We start from the raw sequence: 20,284 nt of genomic DNA on the forward strand, positions 1-20,284 counted from the left end.
CCGTCACAGAGAGGCTGAGCATGACGAACGACAAACTCGCAAGGTGGCTCGACCGATCCGGCATGAGCCGTGGCGAGTTGGCGAGAAGGGTGAAAGCCAAGGCAGCGCTGTGGAACGAACCCCATGTCGCCACCAGCACGACACGAGTCCGCTTCTGGCTCGAAGGCCAGATACCGCGCCAGCCATTACCTGACATCATCGCGGCGGTCTTCTCAGACTGTGTCGGATACCGGGTCACAACGTACGATCTCGGGCTCGGTGACGGAGCGGGGGTGGAGAGTGCACTCGTGTACAACTCTTCCTACGCGGCTACCGTGGAGGTTGTCGCAGACCTCGGGAGAGCTGACGTGGATCGACGAAACTTCCTTGCAGGTGCACCTTTCGCCGCCCTCGCTGGCGTTGGGCCGTCGCGCGACTGGCTGATGAACGTCCTGGACCAGGCGCCGGAGCCCGGTCCTCGCGTCCGTCTGGAAGACGTGACGGCAGTGAAGAACATGTTCGGCGAGTTCCAGAAGATGGACGTGCTACAGGGGGGCGGCTCCGGCCGCTTGATCCTCGCCGAGTACATGAACCAGCACGTCTATCCCCTCCTTCGTCGCACGTACAGCGATGACGTGCGACGAGCCCTCTGCGAGGCCGCCGCCGAACAGACCTACCTTCTAGGATGGATGGCCTACGACAACGGCGAACACGGCCTCGCCCAGCGCTATCTGATCCAGTCCCTTCGGCTTGCCGAGGAGTCCGCCAACGCCGCCTTGGGTTCGCACGTCCTGGCTGGCATGGCAGACCAAGCCACGCTGCTCGGAGACCCGGCCGAAGGGCGCCGCCTTGCTCAGGCTGGGCGCCTCGGGTTGTCAAGGGTCGACTCGCCGGCCTGCCTGGCAGACCTCTGGTGCCTCGAAGCGCGAGCGCTCGCACTGCTCAATGACAAGTCTGCGGCGGCGCGCGCCGTGATCGAGTCTGAGAAGGCGTATGCGAAGGCGCGGACAGGAGATGAGCCGGAATGGGCGGCCTTCATCGACCCGGCCTATCTGCATGGAGAGCACGCCAACACGTTCCGCGACCTCGGGGATGCGAACGCCGCGGATGAGCATGCCCGGAAGTCCATCGACCACGCCAGAAGCCAGAGGCGTGCCCGGCGCGGGGCCATGTCTCAGGCGGCCCTCGCGGTATCTCATTTGCAGCGAAACGACTTGGAGGCGGCTCACGCTGCTGGTGTTCGCACCCTCAGCTTGACGAGGCAGGTCAAGTCCTCTCGTGCCGTGGAAGCAGTACACGACCTTCAGCGGCGCATGCGGCCCTTCGGCGGACATCGGCTCGTCGCCGACTTCAACGAGCGAGTCAGGGAGCTCAACGCAGCGGCATAGCCAGGAACGCAGGCGTCCCAGCGCTCGTGGCCTGGACGCCTGCGTTCGTATGGTGCACAAGTCTCACGCGGCGATCTTCAGTTCTTCGTACCCGTCGGTGTACTCACGCCCGTTGAGCTGGGCGGCGATCTTCCCGACGCCCCTCTCGCAGCGGTAGCGCGCCGCCCGCCCGGTGACCCCTTGGAGCGCTCCGGACTCGTCGTCTGGCAGGTCGGCCCCGTACCGCAGGACGAGGGCCTGGCGCTCGCCGAGGGAGAGCGGGGCCGTCGCCCAGCCCCGTCGAATGTCGGCAAGGTGGGCGAAGAGCGTGGTGGCCGACTTCGGGTCCGTGGCGGCCTTGGGCATGTCGGCGTCGGGGGTCTGCGGGTTCCGAATGCCGTACGCGGCCTCGGCGTCCCACACCGCCGGGAGGAGGTGCTCGACGAGCCGCCGGTCGTACGCCGTCACTGGCCCGTCCGTTCTGCCGCGTGCCGGGCGGCTTCGTAGGAGACGTGCCCGGACCGGTGCTTGGCCTCGGTGAGCCATCGATCCCGAAGGCGCTGGGAGAGCCAGCGGTGCAGCAGCCCGGCCCCGGCCTCCGCGAGGAGCTGGCGCACGTACGCAGCCCGCTCGGCGGCGATGATGACCGTCTCCTGGTAGGCGTCTTCGTACTCCAGCGTCAGGCCGTAGTCACGGGCAAATCCGCGGGCCACTGCCTGAGCGACGCTCTCCACCTGCGGGTCAGCGAGGATCGTCCAGTCAGCCTCGGTGACGACCTCGGGCTTCCCGATGTCGACGAGCTGGAGACTCATCGGACCACCTCCTTCACCGGCACCTCGCCGTTCTTCGTCACGGCGACCACCAGGCCGGGGGCGCCAGTCGTGCCCTTCGCGTGCCGCCACCACGTCGACTCGCTCTCCATGGCCGGAGGCTGGATGAACGTGCGCGGGCCGTCCGTATCCACGAACTCGTGATGCAAGTGACCCGCGAGCAGAAGATCGGCCTGGTGCATCGCGCTCGCCTTGTTGAACGCCTGGCCCTTCCACCACTCGAAGTGCCGACCCGGCCTCCACTGGTGGCCGTGGGCATGAGCCACTGTCGTGCCCGAGCAGTCGACGACAACGGTCAGTTCGTCCGTGTCCGGTACGTAAAACTCGACGTGGCTGAACCGCTCGGCGCCGAGCGCCAATGCGTCGCGGACAGAGATGAGGGACTCCGTGTCGTGTGAGTCGTCGTAGCGCGTTACGCCCCGGCCTGCGATCCGGACGGCCTCTCCATGGTTGCCGGGTACGGCTGCCAGCGATACGCGAGGCGCGAGCGGAGCCATGGTCAGGGCTCCGTGCAGCATGACGCGGCGGGTCAGTCGGATCTGTTCGGTGAGCGTGAGCGAGGTACGCCAGGCGTTCGAGCCACCTTGCGACACGAAGCCCTCGACGTGATCGCCGAGCCACCCCATATGGACGTGACCGATGTCGAAGCGCTGGCGATACACGTCCAGGAGCTCGGCCGCGCGGTCGATGCATTCGATCGTGCGCTTCAGTGTGCCCGCCGGGCCGTCCCCGTCAGCCTTCCCGAACTGCATGTCGCCGAGCGCGATCACGAAGGTGTGATCACCCTCAACGGTCACGGCGTCACTCTGGTTGGGGCGATGGTTGTCGATCGCGGCCAAGAGTTCGTCGATGTCGTGCGCGGCGTGCGTCGCGGGCTTCATACGAGCGAAGGAGAAGCGGGTGCTGAGTCCGGTCTCGCCTCCGGGCATGGTCCACTCCGAGGAGCGGAACCCCTTGATCTCCCACTCGTCGGGGTCGAGGCCCTGAGAGAGCAGGACAGAGGCCGCGGTGCTCTTGGGGTCCATGCCGGCCGGACCTCGGACGGTCACCTCGGCGCCGTCCCCGCTGACCTCGATCTGGCGGGTGAAGTCGCGGTCGGGGTCGGTCTGGCGGGCCGGTATGGATGGGCCCACGGGCTTCGAGAGGAGCTCGTCGAGAAGGTTGCTCAAGAATCAGTCGCTTCCTGGCGCAGGCGGCGCCGGTATGTGCGGATGGTGGAGGCGGAGACCCGGTGCCCGAAGCGGCTCAGAATCCAGACGAGGTCTTCCGCTGCGGTGTCCTGGAGGAGGTGCCGCTCGAAGGCTTCGCGCTCGCGTTCGTCGAGGGCCTCCCAGATCGCCTGAAGGCGTGGGCCCGGTGTTCCAGGCAGGGGGCGGGGAGTCACGCAGCCTCCCGGTCGAGCTGCCCGATCGCGGCGACCGCGTACGCTGCGACCTTTTCCAGGTGGAACTTCGCAGTCTCCGGGTGACCGGTCTCGGCGAGGGCGTGGAAGAGCTGCTCCAGCAGTTCGGCGTCCCAGCCGGAGAGCTCCGCCTTGTCGCGAGTCATCTTGATGAAGGCCCAGCGGTCGGCCTCCTCAGCGAAATAGCGTCGTGCCTTCGCAGGGTTGTGCCCGCCGCCGATCGGCATCCGCTTGTCGGCCACCGAACGATGGGTCGCCTTCACGTTCGCCAGGATCGCGGTTACGGGATCGGGCTTGCGTGCGGGCCGCTTCGTCGTCTTTGGCGCGGTCAAGCCGCGGCCTCCTTCGCGTCGAACAGGGCTTGAGAGCCGCCGGCCATGTAGGTATCGGTGACATCGCCCGTGCGGAGACGGACCGGCTTGGCTGACCGGAGGGAGCGACAGACGGTCGTCGTGAGTTTGCTTCCGGCCTCGTCCGGATCGCTCCAGACCCAGACGCGCGAGAAGCCCGCGAGCATTCGGCGGTGCCGGGCGAACCACATCTCCACCCCCGGCACGGCAACCGCGTGCCAGCCGATCTTGCGGAGGATGATGCGGTCGAGTTCGCCCTCGGTGAGGTGGATCTCGTCGCCCGCCGCGTGGATCGAATCGACCCCGTACATGCGGGGCGGGTCTCCGGCAATGGTGTTGTACTTGCCGTGGCCGTACTCGCGGTGGTTGTGATCCTTGAGGCACCGGAACCGGATCGTCAGCGGCTGACCCCGGTGCCCGAGGTAGGGAATGGCGAGCATCCCCCGGTAGCGCTCGTGGCCGGGGAGCGGGTCGTCAACGACGCCAAGCCGGTGTGTATCCGCCTCGGCCTTTCCGATCCCGCGATCCAGCAGGTACCGCGCGGCGTCCGCCGTAAGCGCTGCCTGATACGCGCTCGTCGCCTCCTCCACCATCTCGCGTTGCGAGGGCGAGAGAGGCCGCAAAGGCTCGCGCTCCGACAAAGTCCGTGCTCTCCTTCTTCATGATCAGCGTGTAGGTGTCCCCGCCCTCACCGCACGAGTGGCACTTCCAGAGCTGCCGGTCGGTGTTGTAGGAGAAGGACGGGGTGTTGTCCTCGTGCAGTGGGCAGCGCGCCATCCCCATGGCCCGATGCGAGTTGATGTCGACGCCGTAGTGTTCGAGCACGGCCTCCAAGGCTGGCTTCTCGCGCTCCGGGGCGTCGTTATCCATGCGGCGGAGCCTCACGCGACCCTCCGCCCCCGGAAGCTCTCCGCGTCCTGGTCGTAGCCGAGTTCGGTGAGTCCTTGCGGCACCGAGCCTTCGCTGAGTAGGTCGTTCAGCTCGCGGGCCAGACGCCGGAGTTCCTCGGTCTCCTCGTAGGTGATCACCGATCCGCCTCTAGCTCGAAGTACCGCTCGACGGTGGACAAGACGTACGCCCGCCGCCAACTAGCCCCCCTGCGCCGGACGATGACCACCGAGTCGACCGAAGCGGGGTCGAGTCCCCGGTGCTGCGCGAAGTTGGCGCGCTCCCTCTCGGCTTCACTGACGAACGTGCCGGGCTCGAACTTCGCGTTCTTCGCCTCGATGACCAGGAAGGTGCCGTCGCCCCGGCGGATCACGAGGTCTCCCTCGTCGTCCTTGCCGGTCAACCGAAGTCGCTCAACGTCCATGCCAGCGGAGCGCAGTTCATCGCGGAGCTCTGTCTCCCAGTCTGCTCCCCGCCTCTTGTTCCTGCGGTTCCTAGCCGCCACATCTGTCAAGATCTCGCATTCCTCTCTGGTTAAGCGGCCTTCTTCAGGGCGTCGAGCGGCGACCACTGCGCCGCCGGGTTTTGGTTGAGCGGCGCAAGGCGTTCCAGCTTCGAGAACCGGGTGACTTCGGGGTGGCACCGCAGCGTTGCGTACCGGCGGGCCGTCGGATCGCAAGGGCCCATCCGCTGTTTGATGACCGCGACCCTGTACTCCAGCGAGTTCGGGTCCAGCGCCACGGAAAGGCTCAGCTCCGGCTTCTCCGAGAGGCCGCCCTTCACCTGGTCGCGGGAAGGGGGCGCCCACGGATCGCTTTTGGCCTCCCAGCTCTTGTCACTGGCGTGGTGCAGCAGGATGACGGTCGCGCCTGTGGCGCGGGCGAGCTCGGTCGCGCTGCTCATCACGGCCATCTGCTCGGTGTAGTCCGACTCTGCGCCCTCGAAGTCCATGAGGTTGTCGAAGACGATGATGGCGGGATAGTCGTCCCACAGCTCGACCCACGCCTCCAGCTCCTCGTCTACGGCCTTCCAGGTGATCGGGCTTCCGAAGGAGAAGGTGATCCGCGAACCGCTGACGGCATTGAGGTACGTCTCTCTGTAGCGCCCGCCGGCCGCCATGCCCGCCTCGACCATCTCCGTCGTATCGCCGGTCGCCATCGAGGCGAGCCGCGACGAGGCAGTGAAGGCGCTCATGTCGGCGGAGAAGTAGAGGGTGGGCAAGTTCATCTGGGCCACCCAGAACAGGGCCAGCCCACTCTTCTGAGTGCCGGACCGTCCGGCGATCATTACGACCTCGCCGTGACGCGGGCGGCAGCCGATGTTGTAGAGGGCCTCGAACGCCTCGACGCGAGGCAGCTCACGGCCCGACTCTGCATGAAGGGCCAGGGACCGGCCAGGGGTAAGAATGCGCGCTCCAATCGCTGAGGGGAGGGGGCGGCACAGTGGCCGCCCCCGTCTACTGGCTGGCGTCAGTCGAAGGACGGAGCGTCCGCGACGGCCGACTGAATCGCCGCGTCGCGCTGCTCGGCGTACGCAACGACCTGGTTGCGAATCCCCATGTCGGTGACCTGCTTCCACACCCATGCAGGGTGGGCGCCCGGCTTCGAGGGAGGTACCTGGGTGACGGTGACGAGCACCGCGCCGCCGACGACCGTCTCAAGGTCGCGGGCCAGAACGGTTTGTTCGATGCGCTGGCCCTTCGAGACCTCTGGGGCCTGCCGGGAGAGCGCGTCGTGCGTCTGGAAGACCGTCACGTCGGCGAGCACGCTGTCCTTCGGCCCATTGGGGGTGGGGCGCTGTCGGTCGAACTGCTTGACCTCCAGGAGGATCGCAACCGCGTCGGCGTTGTCCTTCGGCTTGAACCAGCCGCCGTTGGCGGTCGGGATGTCCATGAGGTTCAGGGGCACTACTGATCTCCACTCTGTCGGTGAACGGTGTACGGGGCACGGCGGGTCGGAACACGGGGCATGCGGGAGCCAGCCGCTATGGCGACGGCCACAGCCGCGCCGAGGATTCGGCGGGGCATCACGAGCCCGCCAGGACCCGGCCGCGGGCTTTCCAGGCGTCCATCACACTGGAGTCGGAGAACGCGGCCTGGTTCTCCGCCCACAGCCTCTTCAGCTCGTCGATGGTGCGGCACGAATCGATCTGCTCCAGGAGCGCCTTCGCCCCGGACTGCTCCGGCATGGGCGGCTGTGCGGCTGGTCTCGGAGTGCTGGCCTGCGAGTCGGGCTGCGACGGAACGACGCTTGCGCCGAGGCCGTGAACGATCTGCGATGCACTCCGGGCCATGCGACTGGCCTCGATGATGAGCTCCGCCAGCGTCGCATTAGTCAAAGTATCGCTATCGAACCTGAAGGACGAGCCGATGGCTTCGCGGACGGCCCCCTCTGGGCCGCTGAGGCGGATGGTCGGGTCTTCGGTGTCCGCCCCGAACGGGACGCTCACCTCGACGGACAGGCCGTCATGGGCCACTCGGAACCCCTCTCTTGTGAAGCGGGCCGTGCGCCCGCCTGTTAGTCAAGATTACGCAATCAGGTCCGAAAAGGCAACGTTGGGCGCGAACTTCTGCAAGGCGCCCTTGGCGCCCCGCATGGCCCGGACCTCCCCGGCGAGCTTGGCGGCAGTCCAGCCCAACCGCAGGTCGGCCCAGTACAGGGTGCACTCGGCCTGGCCGGCCGGAAGGTGGATCACGATGCCCCAGTCCTGGTTCACGGGCGGCAGTGGGCCGTACGCGGACGCGGCTTCCCCGGCGGGCACGTCGCTCTTCTTCCAGCGGGCGAAAGCCTTCGCGTCGCTCAGGTCGGCGGGGAACCTGGTGGGGTCGTAGAGCTCGCCATGGGCGTACACCGCGAGTTGGGAAGCCATCTTCAGGCCCCCGTACTCCACCGACCCCGTCTTGAGGTCGGCGATGAACTGGCCCTCGATCCGCTCTCCATCTGGGCCGGGGCCGCTGTAGCGGACCATGCGGTCGAAGGTGCCCGCGACGCCCAGCTCGGGGACGACGACGAACGTCTCTACTGCCACCACGTCGAGTGCGACCGTGGAGACCTTGTACGCCGCCATGTCGGCCAAGTCCGCGGCGCTCGCGCTGGCGGGGAGCTCCTCGCCCTGGTCGACGCGCTCCGAGAGTGCGTGAAGGTGGGTGCCCCTCTCCCGTTTGGTGTGCGCTCCGGCGAGCTGGACGGCTCGCTCTGCCAGAGAGTTGAGCGTACTCTTCCCCTCATATGACGCTGGATCAAGATCTCGCGTTCGGTCCAGCAGTGAAGGTTGCGTGGCGGCACCGACCAGCACCATGCGCTTACCCCACGCGGTCAGGGCCGACTTGTCCTCGATCGCGTCGATGAATGTGGTGGTGCGGGTCAGGGCGCGCGGTTTGCCGCCGCTCTTGGGCACTACAAGGGGGCGCCCCCGCCCGTCGCGGGGGACGTCGGGGGTGTGGACCGGCAGGTCTGTGAGCCGTATGGGCACTCGGTGTCGTCCTTCGTCAGATCTTGACTACGGGCATCAGGTAGAGGCGGACCGAGCCGTCCTCCAGGATCTCGGGATCGCGGTCGTCCTCGTCGAACAGCGTCAGCCCTCGCTCTTTCGCAAGGGCCAGCACGCTCCGCATTTCGCTCGCCCGGTAGTCAGGGTGTGCCGTGATATGGAAGTCGAAGTTGTCGTGGTCAATGTGCAGCGCGACCGAAGGCGTGCAGTTCTGTTCAGGGTTTCCAGTCGTTTCCCCCTCATTATCGGAGACCACCCCGCGGCCGTGCGACATGCACAGGCTCCTCTCCCCAAACGTGCGAAGCGGCTTCCATACGCCTCGAACGCGCAAACCGAACAGTTGTTGAGAGTTTGACCTTTTACGTTGCCTTGGTCAACCCCAAACCGAGCCTAATGGAAGAAGTCCTATCAACTTTCGTAGGAGAGGTGGGGCGTGACTACGCCTGAAGTAGAACAAACCCCAGGGGGTGTCATCCCTGGGGTGGAGGCTGAGCCTGTTTATGCAGCTCAAGAGGGGTGCGTACCCCTAGGGGAGCTGGCTGTCAGAGCTTGCGTGTAGCCTGCTTGGGCTGGCGGATGATGTCGGTATCACTAGCTTCGCGGGGGACGTAGTGGAAGCCTTCTTCGGTGTCGGGGTCGTAATACACGACAGCGTTCTCCTCCTTGAGGAATTCCTTCCAGGAGGCGTGTCGCTTGGCATCCACATCACGCAGCTTAAATCCCTCGCGCACGCGAGCCTCAATGCGTAGCATCGCCAAAGGGTAAGCGAACCAGTGCTCTTCCTTTACGGTCCAAGGAATGAGTTCAGTATTCCTTGCCGTGCGCCTCTTCAGCCCTCTTCGGGAGCGGAAGGAGGCCCAGAGGGAAGGCGTCGTCTCGATGTTGTACTTAGTCTTGTACTGCTCGACGATCCAGGAGTAGGTTTTGCCCTCTTCAATCCAACGGATTGCCTCCTGCTCATCCTGGATCTTGCTCTTGGCGGGCATGTTGTCCCTTCGGCGTGTGGCATCCCCCCGGGCGCAACTTCTACTGCGCCCCAATACACCCCTACACTGACACGCGAGACTTTGACTCGTCAAGACAAACGAATGGGTGCGATGGTTGTGCTACTCAGCGTACGTGTTTGCGATGTGTGCAAGAGGGTCGGCATCGAGACCCGTCACTACACCGTCACCGAGGGTGGGCGCATGGTCGAAACGGACCGATGCGGGGACCACGCTGACACGCTGGAGGAGATCCTCGAAGCGGAGTCTCCGCAGGTAGAGGAGGGTTCCTCCGCTGCCCCGAGTGCTCCTGCCGACGAGGTGGCCACGATGACGCGGAAGTTGGTCGAGCCCGAGTCGAAGCCTGCCGCGAAGAAGGCTGCCGCCCCCGCGAAGAAGACCGCAGCGAAGAAGACCGCAGCGAAGAAGGCAGTTGCCAAGAAGGCGCAATCGCGCCGCCCCAAGGTGACCACCGTCGCCGAGATCGAGCAGTCAAAGCGCAAGTAGCGCAACGACGAGAAGGCCCCGCTGACCGAAGAGGTCAACGGGGCCTTCGTCATTACTCGATCGGGTCGTCCGGCTGCTCCTCGGCCGGAGCGACGACACCAAGTGCCGTCAGGATCTGGACGATCACCGCGATCTCGGGCCTGTCCGCGTAGGCGACGGACAGCACGCTGACCACCACGCCGAGCGCGGCCAGGACTGCGCCGACCCGCGAGCGGTAGCGAACGGGAAGCAGGCTCACCAGCGAGACCGGCTTGAAGCCGGGCGTGTGCATCTTGCTCATCGGCGGCCCGCCAGCTTCTGCAGAGCGACGAACCCGGACGGCCCGATGCGGGGATCGCGGATCAGCCCGATCGACTTGTACTTCGGATTGCGGTCGTGGAAACGCGCCACCGCGGCCTGGGTGTTCACCCCGTAGTAGTCGGTGACCGCACCCTTGATCGGCCCGTACCCGGCCTTGATGAGGAGCTGCTGAAGATCCTTCACCTGCGGGTGCCGAGCCCCGGGACGCACGCCGGCCGACAGGGCGACGATGCCGGACGACGGCTTCGAGGGCGCGGGCTTCCCGCCCTTGACCAGCGCAATCAGGCGGTCGATGGGGAAGTTTCCCGGATCGCCGTGATCGTTTTCCGGTACGTGCTGATGGCCGCAGATTCCACGGAAGTTGGTCCACTCAGCGAAGTTCATCCGCTGCCCGTTCTTCGACCCGTAGCTCGACGGGTAGGCCAGCCAGGGCTTCGAGGTTGACACGAGCGGGATGGGGTACTGCTGGGTGAGCCAACGCACGAGATCCGCGAGGGGCTTCAGGTCGGCGTCACTGGCGTTGGGCCAGTACAGGCCGGGCCCGCCCTTCTCGCAGGTGCCAACCAGCTCGATCTGGATGACGTTCAGGGTGTTCGTCTGGACGCCGCCGCTCTTGTTGACCAGCGCGCGAGACGACTCGTTCGCGGCGAAGTGCTGCCGGACCTGGCCGCCCTTCACGGTGAAGTTCGGGGCGACTGAGCCACCGGAGTAGTCCGGCCACGAGCCGCCCTCGGTGGTGTGCAGGACGATCACGTTCGGGTGCGGCATGGTGTCGCCGGGGTGCCGACCCGAGAACCACTGAGCGGTGTCGGCCGACGGGTACTTCGTTGCAGACAGGGGGAGTTCTCCTTCTGGACATGACGAAGGCCCCTCTCCGGAATGGAGAAGGGGCCTGGGAGGTAGGTCAGTTGGCGGACAGGTGGTTGTCGAGGCGCTCGGCGACGGCCAGGCGCTCGACACGTTCGTGGGCCATCTCGCGGCGCAGGGCATTGATCTCGTCGCCGTGCCGGCCGAGGGCTTCGTCATGGCGGAGCTGGCCCGCGAGGAGCTGCTCCATGCCGTCGAGTACGCGGTCCACGTCGTCGCGCAGGTTGGTGCTGTGCGTGTTCGCGACCTGGTGGCGGGCCTCTTCCGTGTGCTCGCGCACTTCGCTCAGCGCTTGGCCCTGGCGCCGTACGAGCTCCACCAGGACCCCCACCAGGGCGACGGTTACGGTGCCGCCCGCTGAGACCAAGGCGACTTGCACGCTCGGCTCGATCACCCGGCGGACTCCGCGAGCCGCGCTTCCAGGGCCTTGATGCGTGCGTCCTGGTCTTGGACGACGGACAGAAGGGCGACGCCAAGCAGGTCGTACCGAAGACCGTCGACCTCGCCGTCCAGGTAGTTCACGAGCCACGGAAGGGTCTTCTCGACCTCCTCCGCGATCAGCCCGACCTCGCCCTTCCGTCCGGGTTGCCCGTCCTCCGGCTTCCGGTCGTAGACAACCGGGCGCAGGGCGAGCACGTCATCAGGGGCGACCTCCTGATCGCGGACGTTCTCCTTGAAGCGGATCGAGGAGGTGTTTCGGCAGAAGCCGCCGTCGCCACGGACCCACACGGCGTAGTACGTGCCGGAGCCGGAGACGCCGCGAGCGTGTGGCTGTTTCGAGCCGTTCGCCCAGGCGATCGTGTCGCCGGCCTCCAGGTACGAGCCGTGCGAGTGGCCCGACGGAGGGAATGTGGTCGGCTTGCTCGTGATCGACGCCCACGAGTGTGAGTGCGTCGCAGGGGCGAACGTCGAGGGCTTGCCGGAAATCGAATCCCAGTCGTGCGTGTGGCTTGACGGAGGGAACGTGGTCGGCCTGCCGGTTACTTCAGCCCAGCCGTGGGAGTGGGCGGCCGGAGCGAACGTGGCTGGACGGCCGGAGATGTTCGACCACGTGACCACGGGGGCGAGGTCTACCCAGGACGTTCCGTCCCAGTATTCCCACCCCATGGTGTTTCGGTTCAGGCCGAGTTGGGCGACGCGCGGCGTCATCGGCCGGGTATTCGTCGTCCATGTGCCGACGCGCGATCCGGAGTAGCGCCGCGCTTCGATCACCGCGTCAGCCGCGATGTTCGTGACGCCGGGGGAGACGCGCACCAGTCCAAGCGACAACTCGAAGATGTCGGTATCGGTCTGAGTGGGCTCGATGGCGGCACCGCCCGCTACGCCCTTGAGCACGGCAAGGTCGATGCGGTTCGCTGCCGGGTCGAGGCGCAGGACAATGCGGTCGCGTCGCTCGGCGCTGTCGGGTGCGGCGATGTTCAGGGCCTCCACTGCGGTGGAGAAGAAGGCGTGCCCCCGCAGGATCGCGAAGCCCGGCTGCACGAAGACCTTCATGCCAGACCCGTCCGCGTAGACCTTGAGATCGAGGCCGTCAGCTGTGCCGACGACTCCGGAGTCCTGGAACTCACGGAAGAGACGGCTGTACTGGGATTCGGTCGCGGTCTGCCCATCGAAGGGGTACGAGCTTTTCGCCACTAAGCGGGTCCTTCCTGTGGCAACGGAAAGGCCCCCGCTCATGTCGCGGAGGCCGGTGGTAGGGAGGGGAAGTCAGACGGTCGAGTCCTCGGCGAACCGCAGCGAGGGGAACATGGACTCCAGGTCGCTGGGCAGGGCGCCGCGGATCGCAGCGATGGCTGCCCGCAGGATCGCTTCTCGCTCCGGTGCGGTGAGATCGGGGTAGGAGGCGTAGGGCTCGCCGATGGTGATCGTCACCGTGCCGTACACCTTCTGGTACTCGCCGGTCTGGTGGAACGGGACGGCGGCGGAGATGGCTTTCACTCACGGGCCTTTCGTTATGCCACGGCAGCCCAGAAGCGGTTCGCGCCGTTGAGCATGGAAGAGACAGAGATGGAGGCGGGGGCGGTGGTGGCGCCGGAGGCGTAATAGCCGAACCGCTTCACCGTGTTGAGGCCGAAGAAGTTCGGTGGGGCTCCGGCTGACGACTCGGCCGCCAGGAGCATCGGACCGTCCCCGGCCGAGGTGCTGTACTGCATGCGCCAGGCGATGAAGTAGACACCTGGGGCGAGCAGGGTTGGCGAGGCGAGGGGCGAACTGATAGCGGCGCCACCTCCGTTGTGGACCTCGGCGGGCTCGTAGGTGGCGGTGGACAGGTCTCCCGTCGCGGCAACGCGGTTGCCGTTGGCGTCGTAGAGCGCGGCCCAGGAGCCGGAGGTCAGGCCGCCCGCATAGCCGGTGGCGTGCCAGGCGATTCGGCTCACCGGCGCGGACTGGCGGAGACGTACGGCTGTGACCCGGATTGGGCCGGAGCCAGGGAAGAGACCGGTGGAGCTGGCCACCGCTGGATCGAAGGCCCACGCGACCAGGCCGTGATCCTCCGGGCCCCATTCGTTCAGCAGCGTCTCTGGGAGCTGGGCGGCCGGCACCCGGCCGGAGGGGTCAAGTGCTGCGACTCCGTTCGCCGCCCCGCGCGACGACACAGCGAGAGCGCCGACGTTGGCTGCGGTGAGGGTGATGGACGCGGCACTGATGCCGCACACCGACTGAACGACTCCGGGCGCTCCGGCCGGGCCCTGGGGTCCGGCTGCGCCTTGGGGCCCGGTTGGTCCGATGGGCCCTGCGGGGCCGGTGGCTCCCGTGTCGCCTCGCGGTCCGGGCTGGCCGGTGTCGCCTTTCGGCCCCTGGACGCCGGATGCTCCAGTGGGGCCGACAACTCCCTTGTCCTCCGGGGCGGGCCACACAGTGAGGCTCATCAGATCACCTCCACGCCGCTGATGTGGGTATGGGCCTGGGCGCCGCTGCCCTGGATCTCGATCGTGTCGCCCGAGGTGAGCACCTGCCGGAGGTCGAGGGTGAGGACACCGCTCGGCGCGATGCCGACACCCGAGAGGAGGGGCACCCCGCCGAGCCGCACAGTCACACTCGCGCTTGCCGTGGGCGAAGGGTTGGTGGCGACGATGTTCGTCACGACGGCGAGACCGGCATTGGGGACGGTGTAGGCCGTCGACATCGCGGTGGGCATCGCCGCTCGAAAGAAAGCCTTCGGCGTATTCGCCACTACCACGCTCCCATGAGACTCATGACGGGATCTGCCCCGCCTCCTTCTGTGTTGCGCTCCAGGGCGGAGACGCGGTTCTCGGTGCTCTGCGCGCGCTTGGCCGCCAGGGCGTTGGGGTTGAAGCCGGTCGGGTCACCGAGGAGTGCTCCGGCTTGGAACCCGGAGTCGTTGGCCTTGATGACCATGCCGGTTACGGGCGCCGTCAGTTCCTGGCCGCCAGCGATGACGCTCACGCGGTCGCCGAGGGCCCAGTCGACGCCGAACTCGGCTGCCGAATCTTCAACCGGCACTGCTTGCACAGCAGTTGATGTGAACCCTTGGTCAGCCAGGACCTCGTTGCCGGCCTGCGTCAGCTCGTCGAGGTTGTCGGTGTTGCGCTGGTCGACGAACCTCTCAATTCGTCGGCCCCAGTCGGCTTCGGCGCCGATCGAGGTCTCGTTGTCGACCGGCACGAAGGTGCGGTCTGCTTGTTGGCCTTGGCCCGCGACGATGACGCGCGTGGCACCAGGGGTCGACACCGAGACGCGCTGGCCTGCGAGGGTGCCCGCCAATACGTCGAGGCGGACCTCCTTCGTGCGGTCGGCGATCTGGTACGTCTCGAAGACGAGGCGTGTGCCGCGCTGGACGATGCGGAAGCCCAGATCGGCAACGACCGCGATAGCCGTCAGCAGCTCACCGAGCGGGGGGAACCGAGCCGACTTGGAGATGGAAGGGCCCCGGCCCTGGTCCGGCCCCATGGCCAGCCCGGCTCGCCGCCGAGCGGCCGGTGCCGCTGGTCCGCAGTTTGCGCTGACGTACGCGTGCATCAGGGACTCGGCCGGGCCCGTGCGCTCGTCGTGGCCAGTGGACTGCTTGGTCACGTCGGGGTTGGACGGCTCGGGCCAGGCAAGCATGTCCGAGAGGATCACCGTGTCGGAAACACCATCGAAGACGATGCTGCCGTGTCGGTCCTCCGGGGTGGCCGCGTACTCGGACGAGGTGACCGGCCCGGACATCAGCACATCACCGGGGCCGGTGATGATGAGGCCGGAGCCGGGAACCCGAAGAACGTCGGCGAGCGGGTGTTCGCTGGCCAAGGTCAACTTCCACGTGCCGACGTTGTTGTACTGGTCCTGGATCTCTAGCGACAGGTCTTCCGGCCGGATCAGACCGAGGCGGGTCAAGGACTTGTCGCGGACCTCGACCGTGAGGTCACTGAGCTTCAGTTCAGATCACCATCCATCGGCGCGGCCTCCACGAGCACACGACCTTGGAGGCCGCGGTGGTGTCGAGGAGGCTCACGCTCGCGGTCGACGTGCCAGGGGGCACGGTCCAGAAGCGGGGGGCCGACGCCAGGTCGGCGTACCGGTTGGCCCCGGTGCCGTCCTTCACGGCTCCGGCCCGTACGTCCACGATCAGCTTCTCCGTGGCGGAGAGCGTGCCGTGCCACTGGAGCGTCTCGCCAGTCGGTGAGACCACGGTCAGTTCGCGGCCTGGTCCGTACACCTCCCACTTCGGGTAGGCGTCAGCGTCGCCGATGTTGTCGAGCTGCACTTCGCCGATCGCCTGCGAGGCCGCGAGGGGCAGGGAGACAAGCGACGAGAGGAACGGCTGACTGCCGGGATCGCCACCCACGGTTTGGGTGGAGACGGTTCCGGCGGTGAAGTACGGGTCCGGAGCGCGGAAGGAGATGACGGTTTGCAGGTCGTTGCCGTTGCTGAGCTCGATGTCTCCGCCGCCCGTGCGGTACACGGGTGTCGTCCAGCGAACGCCCTCGTCGTCGACCAGGACGAGGGAGCACTCCCCGGCCACCGCCCGCGCGAGACGAGAGATGAGCTGCCGCAGGTGCTTCCTGTCCCGGCCCACGATGTCGAGAGGCATGTCCAAGTCGCGGGAGAGGACCCGCTGACCTCGAAAGCGCGAGCCGTCCCCCGCGCCCTCCAGCCACTGTGCGGACACGGAGGGCAGGCCGAGGCCGGTCAGCCCGGCCGTAGCCTGGAAGCCCGAACCCTGCCCTGCCACTCCGTTCAGATCGAGCGCGTCACGCTCGGTTTGCAGTAGGAGTGCAGTCACTCACCACCCCACCATTCGTGCGCGGCCGGTCGCGGCGAACAGCTCCTCTTCGGAGCTGAGCGACGCCCCTGGGGCCGCGTAGTAGTTGAGAACCTTGGTCACCGCGCCAGAGGAGCCCGCGCCGAGTCCGTGTGACACGGCGGCCGAGACGGAGCGGGCGGCGCTGGCGTAGTCCGCCGAGCCGGGGCGGGCCGTGATGGCGTCGACAGCCTTGGCCACGCGGTCGGACTCGCCTTCGATGCCCTTGGCGAAGCCCTGGCCGACGAAGCCGCCGAGCTTTGCGAATACGCGCGAGGGCGAGTGAATGCCGAGGCTCTTCTTGATCGCCGCCACCATGGCATCAGCGATCTTGAGCATCTGCTTCTCGATGGACTTCTGCTGTGCCTCCAGGCCCTTGACCAGGCCCTCGGCTATGGCGATGCCGTTGGCGTACATCGCGTCCGCGGCGGTTTTGCCTGCCTGCTTGCCGTACTTCGCGAGTTCGTCTTGCAGACGGTTGATCTCGGCGATGCCGTCCTTGCCGGCCGCCGCGATCGACTCGGCCGCAGAGAGCCCTGCCTCCGGCCCGGCACTGGCGATCTGGTCGATGGCCGTCTGATTCAGACCCTTGGCCTTCAGATCGGCCAGAGCACGCGCGAACCGCTTGGCCTGGTCGACTGCCGTTTGCAGGCCGGTGACGATGCCCTGGAACGTGGAGTCCTCGAAGCGGGTCACATTGCCCGTGTCGACGATCTTGTCTGCCACGCGGGACGCGTAGTCCGCGGCCTCCTCGCGGAGCTTGTCGAGCTTGTCACGGGCGGCTTCGAGCTTCTTGGCTCCGCCATCCCACTGGGCTGCGAGCTTCAGGAGCTGGGCGCGGTCTCTGTTGATCCGGTCCTTCAGGCCCTGAGAGGCGTTCGCGGGGATCTGCGCCGTGAGGTCGTTGAGCGCCGCCTTGACGCTGTCGAACTCCGACTCCAGCCCCTTGACCAGGCCCTTGATGATCAGCCGACCGGCGTCATAGAGGAGTACGGCGTCCTTCGGTGCCGGTCCCTTCCAGTCGGTCAGCTTCGAGGTCAGCTCGCCGAGCTTGTTCTTGACCGCGCCGAACATGGATTTGATGCCGTCGATCAGGCCCCGGATCAGCGCCTTGCCTGCGCCGACGAGTGTCGAACCGAGGTTGCTCAGCGCGTCCTTGGCCCTGCCGGGCAGTTGTCGGACGAACCCGATCGTCTCGGTGATGCCCGTGGAGATCGCCCGGCCGAGCGCGGACATTGCCCTACCGGCCACGTCCTTGATCGCCGACCAGCCCGCAGAGAACAGGCTGCCGAGACGGGACATCATCGAGCGGCCCAGGTTGGCGAGGAACGAGCCGAAGGAGCTGAAGCCGCTGGTGATGGCCGACCAGGCGGACTTGCCGAACTCCAGGACGGCCTTCCAGCCCGCCTTGAACGCGGCGCCAATGGCCTTGAGGCCCTTGCCGGCCGCGCCGAGGATGCCGACGCTCAAGAAGGTCTTGAACGCGCCGAGGATGGTGTCCCAGATGCCCTTGACGAAGCTCCAGATGCCGGACCAGAACTGAGACCAGCCCTCCTTCAGCGTGCTGAAGTTGCCGGTGAACAGGCCCTCGATCAAGCCCCAGGCGATCTTCAGGACGCCGACGATGGTGTCCCAGACACCCTTCACGATCTCGACCAGGCCCTCGAAGACCAGGGCAACGCCGTTGACCGCGTCGACCAGCGTTTTGGCCAACAGCTCGACGATGAACTGGATGACCGGCACGAGGACCGGCATCAGGATGTTGACGACCTTGAGCAGGGCGTCGAATACCGGCTGGAGCGCTTCGAGCAGTCGCTGAATCGCGTCAGCCAGTGGCGGAAGAACCGACTGGATGACCTCGCTCAGCATCGGCAACAGCGGCTGGATGACCGCCGTAATGATCTGTAGCGCGACCTGGATGATCGGCTGGAGTGCCGTCAGTACCTGTTGGAGGGCCTGCGACAGGACCGGAAGGATTGGCGCCAGCGCGGACGCCAGGGTCGACACGAGCGGCGCGAGTGCCGAGAAGATCTGCGCGAAGAGCTGCGCGATGATCGGCAGGATCGGCGCGAGCGCGCTCACGAGCTGGGCGATGACTGGCGCCATCGCCGTGACGATCTGCCCGAACGCCTCGGCGATGGTCGGCAGGATGCCGCTCAGCGACTGGAAGGCACCGTTGAGCGCTTGGCCGATCACCGGGACGAGCTGCGTCAGGACTGGCGCGATGGCCTGGATCGCCTGCGTCAGCGCACCACCGAGGAGCTGGATGATCGGCGTGATCGACGGCGCCAGCGCCGTGAACGCATTGGCCAACGGAACGAGCGCGGCTGCGATCAGCGGGCCGAGCATCGCGGCGAACGCGCCGATTACCTGCATCAGCGCGCCGAGCGCCTGGCCCAGAGGGGCCATGGCCGGGGCGAGGGCCTCGACGGCAGTCTGAATGCCGTTGAACATCGCCTTGACGCCCTCGGTCACAGCTGGCTGCGCCAGTGCTGAGGCGACCGCGTCCAGGGCAGTGCCGATGATCTCGCCGACCTGCGGCAGAAGCTCCGTGAGAAGGTTGCCGAGCTCAGCGAAGAGGTTCTTGACCGCCGGGCCCGACTGGGTGGCGATGGCGTTCATCGCCGTGTGGGCTGCGGCGAAGACGTTGGTCAGGCCGGTCTGGAAGCCCTCGCTGTCCACCGTCGTGTGGATCTTTTCGAGGGTGTCGGCCATCATGCCGAGCGAGGAGCCGCCCGCAGCCTCGGCCGCGCGACTGATGCCGGCGAAAATCCCACCGACGTTGAAGAGGACCGACCCCAGATCCTTGAGGGACTGGATTCCTTCGTCGATCCAGCCCTTGAGCTTGCCGTTCCCCTCACTCTTGGTGAGGAAGTCGGAGAAGCGCTCCGAGATGTCGACGAACCACTGAGCCAGCGACGGCAGGTAGCTGGTGCCGACCTTGCCGAGGACGGCGATGATGTTCGCGAAGGCGTTCGTGCCGCTCGTCGCGATGTTGATCGACGACGAGAGGTCGGTGAACATCTGGTTCAGGGCCGGATCGAGCGCGCCCTGAAGGGACTTGGCGAGACCGCCGAAGAATCCGCCGAGCTGGGTGGCGGTCTTGGCGACACCGGCCGTGAACTCCGGGAGGAGCTCGTCGACCATCGTGCGGATGGGCTCCGCGGCCTTCGCCCAGAAGTTCTCGGAGATGGTGTCCTGGAGCGCCGAGAGCTGGGTCTTGACCTCCGGCAGGACCTTGTTGAAGTCCTTGAACGCGGCGATCGTCGTACCGAGGCCGACCGCCATGCCGCCGAGGAGGCCGGGCAGGAGAAGCGAGGTTGCGCCGATCGAGGCGAGGCTCGACGACAGCGCGGCCAGGTTGCTCGCGGCGGAGAGGCCCCACCCGGCCAGGCCCGCGATGGCCAGGGCCAGTGAGCCGATGACCGGCACGCTCTTGTCCAGGTTCTTGAGGGTGTTGCTGAGCCTCTCGAACATCCGGTTCAGCACGCGGGCACCCGACAGCGCGGCCAGCGCGGTCGCCACCTTCGTGACGGCGGTGCTGTCCAGCTTCGGCACGATCGGCACTGTGCGCGGACGCGTGAGCACCTGGAGCCGAGCGGAGATGCGGGCCCCGGCCCCGTTGGGGATGTCGAGCTCGACCTTGATCTTCAGCGGGCTGAGGTCGTCGGCCCAGTCCTTGAGCTTGTGCTTGACCCTGCGGGCGGACTCCTCGTCAAGCTCCAGCTCGACCTTGCCGGCCGCCTTGAGGTCGTCGACCTTGAAATCGATCTTCTGACTGTTCGCCCGGTGCTGTAGCTCGCGGGCGGCGTTCCGCACAGCGGTCGCCATGCCGTCGGTGCTGATCGTCGTGTAGAACCTGATCTTGCGGGCGTCGGACTGCTTGTTCCGCTTGTTGATCTTCCGGAGCTCCTCGACGAACTCCTTCGACGCACCGCTCATGTCGATCTTCGTTGCGACCGTCAACTTGAGCTGCTGCTCGACGCGTTCGAGCTGACGCTCCGCCCGCTTGCGGAAGTCCGACGTGTCGGGAAGAACCTTGACGGCGACGCGGCCGATGATCTGCCCCGTTGCCAA

Annotated in this window: 26 protein-coding genes; 2 read left to right on the top strand and 24 right to left on the bottom strand. The window is 66.7% G+C overall.

What is annotated here, in order from left to right; genetic code table 11:
• Positions 1-20 precede the first annotated feature (20 nt).
• Positions 21-1,367: an NsdA family TPR-like regulatory protein gene (locus AQI95_RS09420; protein ID WP_067120204.1), complete on the top strand. Its 1,347-nt coding sequence runs from the start codon at positions 21-23 to the stop codon at positions 1,365-1,367.
• Between the two features lie 63 nt (positions 1,368-1,430).
• Here AQI95_RS09420 and AQI95_RS09425 read toward each other — a convergent pair whose 3' ends face one another.
• The 14 genes from AQI95_RS09425 to AQI95_RS09485 all read right to left on the bottom strand — a co-directional run bounded on the left by AQI95_RS09425 (position 1,431) and on the right by AQI95_RS09485 (position 9,291).
• The gene (locus tag AQI95_RS09425; protein WP_067120206.1) at positions 1,431-1,814 is read right to left on the bottom strand and encodes a hypothetical protein; all 384 of its coding nucleotides are present in this window, start codon (positions 1,812-1,814) and stop codon (positions 1,431-1,433) included.
• The gene (locus AQI95_RS09430; protein WP_067120208.1) at positions 1,811-2,158 is read right to left on the bottom strand and encodes a hypothetical protein; all 348 of its coding nucleotides are present in this window, start codon (positions 2,156-2,158) and stop codon (positions 1,811-1,813) included. The genes AQI95_RS09425 and AQI95_RS09430 overlap by 4 nt, the downstream gene beginning before the upstream one ends.
• Positions 2,155-3,057 carry a hypothetical protein gene (locus AQI95_RS09435; RefSeq protein ID WP_244188679.1) on the bottom strand — a complete coding sequence of 301 codons (903 nt, stop codon included), beginning with the start codon at positions 3,055-3,057 and terminating at the stop codon, positions 2,155-2,157. Before AQI95_RS09435 ends, AQI95_RS09430 begins: the two co-directional genes overlap by 4 nt.
• 499 nt (positions 3,058-3,556) lie before the next feature.
• Entirely contained in the window at positions 3,557-3,910 is a 354-nt protein-coding gene (locus AQI95_RS09445; RefSeq protein ID WP_067120213.1) for a hypothetical protein, read from the bottom strand.
• The gene (locus tag AQI95_RS09450; protein ID WP_208614112.1) at positions 3,907-4,521 is read right to left on the bottom strand and encodes a topoisomerase; all 615 of its coding nucleotides are present in this window, start codon (positions 4,519-4,521) and stop codon (positions 3,907-3,909) included. The genes AQI95_RS09445 and AQI95_RS09450 overlap by 4 nt, the downstream gene beginning before the upstream one ends.
• Complete coding sequence (locus AQI95_RS44645) at positions 4,403-4,798, bottom strand: CHC2 zinc finger domain-containing protein (protein WP_341849463.1); 396 nt, start codon at positions 4,796-4,798, stop codon at positions 4,403-4,405. Before AQI95_RS44645 ends, AQI95_RS09450 begins: the two co-directional genes overlap by 119 nt.
• 11 nt (positions 4,799-4,809) lie before the next feature.
• On the bottom strand, positions 4,810-4,956 hold the full coding sequence (locus tag AQI95_RS47265) for a hypothetical protein (protein ID WP_159056490.1): 147 nt from the start codon (positions 4,954-4,956) through the stop codon (positions 4,810-4,812).
• On the bottom strand, positions 4,953-5,321 hold the full coding sequence (locus tag AQI95_RS09455; RefSeq protein ID WP_067120218.1) for a hypothetical protein: 369 nt from the start codon (positions 5,319-5,321) through the stop codon (positions 4,953-4,955). Before AQI95_RS09455 ends, AQI95_RS47265 begins: the two co-directional genes overlap by 4 nt.
• 29 nt (positions 5,322-5,350) lie before the next feature.
• Positions 5,351-6,259: an AAA family ATPase gene (locus AQI95_RS09460; protein ID WP_341849465.1), complete on the bottom strand. Its 909-nt coding sequence runs from the start codon at positions 6,257-6,259 to the stop codon at positions 5,351-5,353.
• Positions 6,260-6,285: 26 nt separating this feature from the next.
• On the bottom strand, positions 6,286-6,708 hold the full coding sequence (locus tag AQI95_RS09465; RefSeq protein WP_244188680.1) for a hypothetical protein: 423 nt from the start codon (positions 6,706-6,708) through the stop codon (positions 6,286-6,288).
• A gap of 133 nt (positions 6,709-6,841) precedes the next feature.
• Entirely contained in the window at positions 6,842-7,291 is a 450-nt protein-coding gene (locus tag AQI95_RS09470) for a hypothetical protein (RefSeq protein ID WP_067120221.1), read from the bottom strand.
• Positions 7,292-7,342: 51 nt separating this feature from the next.
• Positions 7,343-8,212, bottom strand: a complete 870-nt coding sequence (locus AQI95_RS09475) for a hypothetical protein (RefSeq protein ID WP_079071169.1) — start codon at positions 8,210-8,212, stop codon at positions 7,343-7,345.
• 91 nt (positions 8,213-8,303) lie between these two features.
• The gene (locus AQI95_RS09480) at positions 8,304-8,579 is read right to left on the bottom strand and encodes a hypothetical protein (protein WP_067120224.1); all 276 of its coding nucleotides are present in this window, start codon (positions 8,577-8,579) and stop codon (positions 8,304-8,306) included.
• A 268-nt stretch (positions 8,580-8,847) separates the two neighbouring features.
• Positions 8,848-9,291, bottom strand: coding sequence for a hypothetical protein (locus AQI95_RS09485; RefSeq protein WP_067120225.1), 444 nt, complete (start codon positions 9,289-9,291; stop codon positions 8,848-8,850).
• 201 nt (positions 9,292-9,492) lie between these two features.
• Here AQI95_RS09485 and AQI95_RS47270 point away from each other — a divergent pair, with 201 nt between their 5' ends.
• Positions 9,493-9,795 (top strand): hypothetical protein, encoded by a 303-nt coding sequence (locus tag AQI95_RS47270; RefSeq protein ID WP_159056491.1) that lies wholly within the window; start codon positions 9,493-9,495, stop codon positions 9,793-9,795.
• Between the two features lie 52 nt (positions 9,796-9,847).
• Here the strand turns inward: AQI95_RS47270 and AQI95_RS09495 are convergent, their stop codons facing one another.
• The 10 genes from AQI95_RS09495 to AQI95_RS09540 form a co-directional block, all read right to left on the bottom strand.
• Entirely contained in the window at positions 9,848-10,075 is a 228-nt protein-coding gene (locus tag AQI95_RS09495) for a DUF7439 family protein (RefSeq protein WP_067120229.1), read from the bottom strand.
• The gene (locus AQI95_RS48865) at positions 10,072-11,085 is read right to left on the bottom strand and encodes a peptidoglycan recognition protein family protein (RefSeq protein ID WP_341849464.1); all 1,014 of its coding nucleotides are present in this window, start codon (positions 11,083-11,085) and stop codon (positions 10,072-10,074) included. The genes AQI95_RS09495 and AQI95_RS48865 overlap by 4 nt, the downstream gene beginning before the upstream one ends.
• On the bottom strand, positions 11,000-11,356 hold the full coding sequence (locus tag AQI95_RS09505; protein ID WP_067120231.1) for a DUF2746 domain-containing protein: 357 nt from the start codon (positions 11,354-11,356) through the stop codon (positions 11,000-11,002). The genes AQI95_RS48865 and AQI95_RS09505 overlap by 86 nt, the downstream gene beginning before the upstream one ends.
• Positions 11,353-12,597: a tail fiber domain-containing protein gene (locus AQI95_RS09510; protein ID WP_067120233.1), complete on the bottom strand. Its 1,245-nt coding sequence runs from the start codon at positions 12,595-12,597 to the stop codon at positions 11,353-11,355. Before AQI95_RS09510 ends, AQI95_RS09505 begins: the two co-directional genes overlap by 4 nt.
• 72 nt (positions 12,598-12,669) lie before the next feature.
• Positions 12,670-12,900 (bottom strand): hypothetical protein, encoded by a 231-nt coding sequence (locus AQI95_RS09515; protein WP_067120235.1) that lies wholly within the window; start codon positions 12,898-12,900, stop codon positions 12,670-12,672.
• 14 nt (positions 12,901-12,914) lie between these two features.
• Positions 12,915-13,340: a hypothetical protein gene (locus AQI95_RS48870; RefSeq protein ID WP_244188693.1), complete on the bottom strand. Its 426-nt coding sequence runs from the start codon at positions 13,338-13,340 to the stop codon at positions 12,915-12,917.
• A gap of 491 nt (positions 13,341-13,831) precedes the next feature.
• The gene (locus AQI95_RS09525; RefSeq protein WP_067120239.1) at positions 13,832-14,101 is read right to left on the bottom strand and encodes a hypothetical protein; all 270 of its coding nucleotides are present in this window, start codon (positions 14,099-14,101) and stop codon (positions 13,832-13,834) included.
• Positions 14,102-14,136: 35 nt separating this feature from the next.
• The gene (locus AQI95_RS09530) at positions 14,137-15,342 is read right to left on the bottom strand and encodes a siphovirus ReqiPepy6 Gp37-like family protein (protein ID WP_067120241.1); all 1,206 of its coding nucleotides are present in this window, start codon (positions 15,340-15,342) and stop codon (positions 14,137-14,139) included.
• A gap of 1 nt (position 15,343) precedes the next feature.
• Entirely contained in the window at positions 15,344-16,189 is an 846-nt protein-coding gene (locus AQI95_RS09535; RefSeq protein WP_229852571.1) for a phage tail family protein, read from the bottom strand.
• Entirely contained in the window at positions 16,190-20,284 is a 4,095-nt protein-coding gene (locus AQI95_RS09540) for a hypothetical protein (protein ID WP_067120243.1), read from the bottom strand. It abuts the gene before it with no gap.

Source organism: Streptomyces yokosukanensis, from assembly GCF_001514035.1.
In the GTDB taxonomy this organism is placed as follows: Bacteria; Actinomycetota; Actinomycetes; order Streptomycetales; family Streptomycetaceae; genus Streptomyces; species Streptomyces yokosukanensis.

Coding starts and splice junctions, on each gene's coding strand:
- AQI95_RS44645 (WP_341849463.1), bottom strand. CDS start 4,798: ATGGATAACGACGCCCCGGAGCGCGAGAAGCCAGCCTTGGAGGCCGTG.
- AQI95_RS47270 (WP_159056491.1), top strand. CDS start 9,493: ATGGTCGAAACGGACCGATGCGGGGACCACGCTGACACGCTGGAGGAG.
- AQI95_RS09480 (WP_067120224.1), bottom strand. CDS start 8,579: ATGTCGCACGGCCGCGGGGTGGTCTCCGATAATGAGGGGGAAACGACT.
- AQI95_RS09450 (WP_208614112.1), bottom strand. CDS start 4,521: ATGGTGGAGGAGGCGACGAGCGCGTATCAGGCAGCGCTTACGGCGGAC.
- AQI95_RS09485 (WP_067120225.1), bottom strand. CDS start 9,291: ATGCCCGCCAAGAGCAAGATCCAGGATGAGCAGGAGGCAATCCGTTGG.
- AQI95_RS09420 (WP_067120204.1), top strand. CDS start 21: ATGACGAACGACAAACTCGCAAGGTGGCTCGACCGATCCGGCATGAGC.
- AQI95_RS48865 (WP_341849464.1), bottom strand. CDS start 11,085: ATGCCCTGCGCCGCGAGATGGCCCACGAACGTGTCGAGCGCCTGGCCG.
- AQI95_RS09435 (WP_244188679.1), bottom strand. CDS start 3,057: ATGAAGCCCGCGACGCACGCCGCGCACGACATCGACGAACTCTTGGCC.
- AQI95_RS09465 (WP_244188680.1), bottom strand. CDS start 6,708: ATGGACATCCCGACCGCCAACGGCGGCTGGTTCAAGCCGAAGGACAAC.
- AQI95_RS09430 (WP_067120208.1), bottom strand. CDS start 2,158: ATGAGTCTCCAGCTCGTCGACATCGGGAAGCCCGAGGTCGTCACCGAG.
- AQI95_RS09525 (WP_067120239.1), bottom strand. CDS start 14,101: ATGCCCACCGCGATGTCGACGGCCTACACCGTCCCCAATGCCGGTCTC.
- AQI95_RS09495 (WP_067120229.1), bottom strand. CDS start 10,075: ATGAGCAAGATGCACACGCCCGGCTTCAAGCCGGTCTCGCTGGTGAGC.